We start from the raw sequence: 5,004 nt of genomic DNA, 5'->3' as shown, positions 1-5,004 counted from the left end.
CCGACAAGCGTGCCGGCCAGACCGGTCCTGGCCCATCCGACCGCCTTTTTCTGAAGCGCGCCTTCGGTCTTCACGATGAGCCAGCACGCGCCGATGAAACCGTAGCCGGCGGTGATGCAAAGCGCCGTCAAAAGCGCGAAGGCGACCGTGGCCGGCGTCCATTCGAGCCCCATGATGTAAAGGCCCAGCATGAAGCCCTGGCTGAGCGACGTCATGACCGAACCGGCGAAGAACGCCAGGTTCCAGAGCGGTTTGTTCGGCGCCGGCGCCTTGACCCGGAACTCGAAGGCGACGCCGCGCAGAATAAGCCCCACCAGCATGATGGCGACCGGCAGGTACAGCGCCGTCAGGATCGTCCCGTGCGCCGCCGGAAAGGCGACCAGAAGCAGGCCGACCGCCATCACCAGCCAGGTTTCATTGGCATCCCAGAAGGGGCCGATGGAGGCGATCATGCGGTCCTTTTCCGCCTCGCTCGCGCGCGGCGTCAGGATGCCGACGCCGAGATCGAACCCGTCGAGCACGACATAGATCAGGATCGACAGGCCCATGAGCGCGGCGAAGACGACCGGAAGCCAGGAGGTGGGTTCGGACAGATCGGTCATGATCCCCTACTCCGCCGATACAAGTTCAACATTGGCCGCGCCGGCCGAAGGGGCCAGTGGCCCGATCCGCTCTCCCCGCGCCGCCTTGCGCGCCAGGTAGAACAGCACCATGACATAGGAGAGGATCAGACCGGCATAGATCGCCAGATAGACCAGGAGCGTGGACAGAACCATCGGGGCCGGCACGCTTGCCACGGCTTCATGGGTCTTCATCACGCCCTGAACCAGCCAGGGCTGCCGGCCGATTTCGGTGGTGTACCAGCCGGCGAGCGTCGCCAGCCAGCCGGAGAAGGTCATGGCGACGAAGGCCCGCAGAACCCAGGGGTTGAGGGTCTGCCGGGGCGCGCCGGCGTCAGCTTTGCGCCCGCGCCACAGCATGAACGCGGCCGCCCAGGACAGGGCCAGCATGGCCAGACCGATGCCGACCATGACCCGGAACGACCAGAACACCGGGTTGACCGGCGGATGCAGGGGCGTTCCGTCCTCGGCGACGAAGTCGTCGAGGCCCGGCACAACGCCGTCGGGGTCGTGCTTCAAGATGATGCTGGCGCCATTCGGGATGCCGATCTCGAACCGGTTCTCGCGCGCCTCCTCGTCCGGCAGGGCGAACAGAAGCAGCGGAACATTGCCGCGCGTTTCCCAGTTGCCCTCCATGGCCGCGACCTTCTGCGGCTGGTGCTCCAACGTGTTGAGACCGTGCAAATCGCCGACGAAGATCTGCACCGGGATCAGCAAGGCGGCCAGGGCCACGCCGGTCCTGAGCGTGGTGCGGACCGACGGATCGCGGTCGCCGAGCAGCAGGCGGAAGGCGGACAGGCCGGCGATCAGGAAAGAGACCGTCAGTCCGCTGGCGATCAGCATGTGGGTGAGCCGATAGGGCATGGACGGGTTGAAGACGATGGCCCACCAATCGGTGGCGTGGGCAACGCCATCGATCATCTCGAAGCCGGCCGGCGTGTGCATCCACGAGTTCAGCACGAGAATCCAGAAAGCGCTCATCGTGGTGCCGAAGGCGACCAGGACCGTGGCCAGTGTGTGCAGCCAGCCCGGCACGCGGGAAAAGCCGAACAACATGATGCCCAGGAACACCGCTTCCAGGAAGAAGGCGGTGATGATCTCATAGGCCAGCAGCGGCCCGGCAATATTGCCGACGGTTTTCATGAAGCCCGGCCAGTTGGTGCCGAACTGGAAGCTCATGGTGATGCCGGAGACGACGCCGAGCGCGAAGGACAGGGCGAACACCTTCACCCAGAAACGATAGGCGTCCATCCAGCGCATATCGCCGGTGGCGTTGAAGCGCAGCTTGAAGAACAAGAGCACCCACCCCAGTGCGATGGTGATGGTGGGAAAGAGGATGTGGAAGGAGATGTTGGCGCCGAACTGAATGCGCGACAGGAGAAGCGTTTCCATCATGATCCGTACTTCCCGATTGTGGCGTCTTTCCAGCGCAGCCCGGCGATCAGCGTGCGGTTGATGACCCATGGGGAGCCCGCTTCACCGAAACGGAGGACGAAGTCCTGCTCCAGGCTCGAAAGGTTCATGACAGTTGCTCATGCGATTTCAGAGATTTCTGAAACTCATATAATGCAAACCGCCTTATCTGCATCGGGGGCGGCATGTGACCGAGTGACGCGAGGGGCATCAACATCCATAACTGCCCTCAAAAGTCAGACTGGAATCTGATTTGACGTAAAAAGGAAACCCGCTTTAAAGGCCTCTGGCGACCGAACGGCGACCCTTCAGATCGTTGTAGATGGTTGCACGGCTGACACCCAGCACGCGGGCGATATAGGATGCTGCGTGTCTTTCGCGAAAGCCGTCGGTCCGATCAATCGAATCAAGCAGGTCGCGACGATCTTCGCGTGACAGATTATCGATCGCCAGACCGCGCTCGTGACACCATTCGACGATGTAGCGGTTCATTTTTTCGTGCCAATCGTTCTTGAACAGCGCCTCCGGCTCCGCCGCCGCGACCGGCGCTCCAATCAATGCGACCAGGGCATTTTGCGCCGCCCGCACATCGGACAAATCGAAATTGACACAGGCCAGCGCATAAGGTGCGCCCTGCGGCGTCCGCAGCACCGCGCTGATCGACCGGAGCACGCGGCCATCCCAGTTGATCCGCTCAAACGGACCGATCACACGGTCATTCGGACGAAAGTCAATCTCGTTCAGGTAGGACGGATCTCCAACCTCGCGTTTGGAGAACGGATTGCAGATATGCGCCACGGACTCGGTGCGCAGGTCATGAATGACGATTTCGATGTTCGGGCCCAGAAGGGTCGATACCGCTTCGGCAAATGGCACCGCAATATCGGCAATAAGGGCGGCCGGGTCGAAAGACGCGTCATGCCGAGCTGTTCTGGATCGCACCTTGTGGCTCATGCTGTCCCTCGCTCTAACCCGTCGCCGCCGGCACTTCATGACCGATCATGGCCACAAGGTCGCCGCGCTGAACCCGTCCTTGCCCGTTGCGGCAGACAAGAAGGCCGCTTGTTTGAGCATGGACGTTGACAGGCGGCCGGTCAACACGGTCTGTCATATGGAGACGGCCCAGAAGCGCACCCTCGCGAACCGGCGCACCCACATCGACGGCCGGTTCGAAAACACCGGCGTCATCGGCATAGACGTAGTGGGACAAATCGTCGACCCGCACGATCTTCGAGCGGTCCCGCCCGGTCGTACCGGGGCTGGAAGGAGCGGCGGCCGGCAGGAGGCCGAGATGAACCATGACACCCGACAGGCCGTCGGTCGCAATGGCGACCGTTTCAGGCGTTACCGTACCCATCCCGCCAAGCTCGGTGGCCAGGATCGTCTTGCCTTGCGCCTCGACCTGGGTGTCGATCATCGTCGCCACCTCCGGTTCTTTCAAGATGACGGTCATCGGTGCGTTGAACGCCTCGGCGAGCGCCACGATGCGGGCGGTGGCCGCTTCGGTTTTCTGCCGCGGCACGATCGTGCAGGGAACGAAGGCGAGCGATTTGCCGCCCGAATGCAGGTCGATCACAATATCCGAACGCGGGATGAGCTGCGTTGTAAGAAAGTGCGCCAGGCGTTCGGTCATCGTGCCGTGACTGTCGCCCGGAAAGGCGCGGTTCATATTGCCGCCATCGAGCGGCGACAGACGCGTGCCGTGTTGCACCGCCGGTGTGTTGAGCGCCGGCAGAACGATGAGCTGGCCGCGCAGGCCCTCAAGCGGCGGATGCCCGTGGACAAGGTTTGAAAGAACGATCGGCCCTTCATATTCATCGCCATGACTGCCGCCGAGCAAGAGAAGCGTCGGCCCGCTTTTTTTGCTCCTGATGCTGACGATGGGAACGCGCTGGTTGGACCAGGCGCTCTCGTTCAGTGACAACGGAACGTCAAGGTAACCCTTGTGGACGCCTTCGGCGTCAAGATCGATGGATGTGCCGATCATGATCCAGGCACCGGCGGCCGGCCGAGAATGTCGCCGACAAGCGCGTTCATGCGCCTCAAACCCTCCTTCAGATAGGGCCCGGGCAGCGCCGAACTGAAGCGGAAGTGGTTTTCGACATGGAACTTGTCGCCGGGGATGACGAGGACATCGTGTTCGCCATGCAGACGCCGCGCAAAGACGTCGGAACTGACAGGCAGGTCAAAGCGCACAAACGACATGGCGGAGGCCTGCGGCGGGGCGACGCTGAAGACGCCCGGATGGACGGCCAGTTCCGCTTGCAAGGTCTCGAAACCGATGCGTATAAGGCGCCGCGCCCGTGCCGTAACGGCGGATCGGGCCGGCTCGGCCAGCACCGCTTCGGCAAGTCGCATCGACAGGATGCTGGCGGCGACGGAAGCATATTCGTGACGCCGCCAGATGCCGGCCATGGACGCTTTCGGCCCGACCAGCCAGCCCAGGCGAAGCCCGGGCAGGCCATAGGCTTTGCTCATCGAGTTCAAGACCACGACGCGGTCATACTCACCCCAGAAACTCGGTGTGATGTCGTCCGTATGGCGTTCGGTGCCGGCATAAACCTCATCGGCCACGATCCATGCGCCAACCGACTGGGCCGCATCGACGATGGCCCGGCGCTCCGTCTCGTTGAGCACGCGGCCGGTCGGGTTGTTCGGATTGATGACATGAATGACCCTGGTCCTGTCATCGACGCTTTCGGTCAGCGCATCGATATCGGCGTGCCAGGCATTGGACGGATCGAGATCAACGAACCGGACCTCGATGCCGCGATTGCGCACATTGCCGGTCAATTGCTCGTAGATCGGGCGGAAGGCGACCATGTTGTCACCGGGCTCAAGCAACGTGTTTGCGACCAGCGTGTTGGCCTCGGTGGCGCCAACCGTCACCATGACATTGTCGGCCGTGGCTCCGGGGTAGAGCGCGGCAATGCGTTCGCGCAAAAGCGTGAAACCGTTCACCTGCGGATAA

The 5,004-nt window shown here is 62.6% G+C and carries 6 protein-coding genes; all 6 read right to left on the bottom strand.

Translation table 11 applies throughout. The features are described from left to right. Positions 1-602: cytochrome d ubiquinol oxidase subunit II (locus AC5E6N_RS23230; RefSeq protein WP_491750031.1), on the bottom strand; the 602-nt coding region annotated here is incomplete at its 3' end. 6 nt (positions 603-608) lie between these two features. Further along, entirely contained in the window at positions 609-2,012 is a 1,404-nt protein-coding gene (locus tag AC5E6N_RS23225; protein ID WP_491750032.1) for a cytochrome ubiquinol oxidase subunit I, read from the bottom strand. Continuing rightward, positions 2,012-2,143: a hypothetical protein gene (locus AC5E6N_RS23220; RefSeq protein WP_491750030.1), complete on the bottom strand. Its 132-nt coding sequence runs from the start codon at positions 2,141-2,143 to the stop codon at positions 2,012-2,014. The genes AC5E6N_RS23225 and AC5E6N_RS23220 overlap by 1 nt, the downstream gene beginning before the upstream one ends. A gap of 166 nt (positions 2,144-2,309) precedes the next feature. Beyond that, positions 2,310-2,975, bottom strand: coding sequence for a helix-turn-helix transcriptional regulator (locus tag AC5E6N_RS23215; RefSeq protein WP_491750029.1), 666 nt, complete (start codon positions 2,973-2,975; stop codon positions 2,310-2,312). Positions 2,976-3,000: 25 nt separating this feature from the next. Next, positions 3,001-4,020, bottom strand: coding sequence for a succinylglutamate desuccinylase/aspartoacylase family protein (locus tag AC5E6N_RS23210; RefSeq protein ID WP_491750028.1), 1,020 nt, complete (start codon positions 4,018-4,020; stop codon positions 3,001-3,003). After that, on the bottom strand, positions 4,017-5,004 hold a 988-nt coding region (locus tag AC5E6N_RS23205), incomplete at its 5' end, for an aminotransferase class I/II-fold pyridoxal phosphate-dependent enzyme (protein ID WP_491750027.1). The genes AC5E6N_RS23205 and AC5E6N_RS23210, both read right to left, overlap by 4 nt.

Source organism: Hoeflea sp. (assembly GCF_984452065.1).
This window is presented reverse-complemented; position numbering and strand designations above follow the sequence as displayed.

Excerpts from the sequence above, each read along its gene's own strand:
- AC5E6N_RS23225 (WP_491750032.1), bottom strand. The coding sequence starts at position 2,012 with ATGGAAACGCTTCTCCTGTCGCGCATTCAGTTCGGCGCCAACATCTCC.
- AC5E6N_RS23220 (WP_491750030.1), bottom strand. The coding sequence starts at position 2,143 with ATGAACCTTTCGAGCCTGGAGCAGGACTTCGTCCTCCGTTTCGGTGAA.
- AC5E6N_RS23210 (WP_491750028.1), bottom strand. The coding sequence starts at position 4,020 with ATGATCGGCACATCCATCGATCTTGACGCCGAAGGCGTCCACAAGGGT.